At 56.1% G+C, this 782-nt stretch carries 1 protein-coding gene; it reads left to right on the top strand.

The features are described from left to right. Positions 1-145: 145 nt before the first annotated feature. Positions 146-782 (top strand): peroxidase family protein (locus V7680_RS15675; protein WP_335654181.1); only part of this gene is annotated, 637 nt, incomplete at its 3' end.

Here is a 782-nt window from a genome sequence, read left to right as displayed (position 1 = left end):
AGTAAGTGGTGCTGCCGTTGCAGCTGGAGGTGCCGCCTTATCGGGTTCGGCGGCAAATGCCGAGACCGCGCCTACCATACCTTTGGCTCCGGCAAATGCCGCAGAGCCACAGGTCACTGTCCCCGCAATTGACAGATGCCCCGTCATGCACGGTGGGAACGGCTATAAGGCGACAGGAAGCTTTGCCAACCAGCATTGGTGGCCGAACCAGCTCAATCTCAAGCTTCTCCATCAGAACACAAGGGCGACCAATCCACTTCGCGATGATTTCGACTATGCCACGGAATTCAAGACCATCGACCTTGCGGCTTTGAAGCAAGACGTCGAAGCCTTGATGACAACATCGCAGGACTGGTGGCCTGCCGACTACGGCCACTACGGACCGTTTTTCATCCGCATGGCTTGGCATAGCGCCGGAACTTATCGGACTGCTGATGGTCGCGGCGGCGCTGGCACTGGCTCGCAACGCTTCGCACCTCTCAACAGCTGGCCCGATAACGGCAACCTCGACAAGGCTCGCGCGTTGTTGTGGCCGATCAAGCAAAAATATGGCCAAAAGATTTCATGGGCCGATCTGATGATCTTTGCTGGCACCTGTGCGCTGGATTCGATGGGTCTCAAGACCTTTGGATTTGGTGGTGGCCGCGTCGATATCTGGGAACCGGAAGAAGACATTTATTGGGGCCCCGAAACAACATGGCTTGGAGACGAACGCTATACTGGTGACCGTGAGCTTGCGAATCCATTGGGCGCTGTACAAATGGGTCTGATCTATGTCAACC

Origin of the sequence: Parasphingorhabdus sp. (assembly GCF_036963705.1) — a bacterium.
Taxonomy (GTDB): Bacteria; Pseudomonadota; Alphaproteobacteria; order Sphingomonadales; family Sphingomonadaceae; genus Parasphingorhabdus.
The sequence above is the reverse complement of the archived record's forward strand: the minus strand, read 5'-3'. Positions and strand labels throughout refer to the sequence as shown.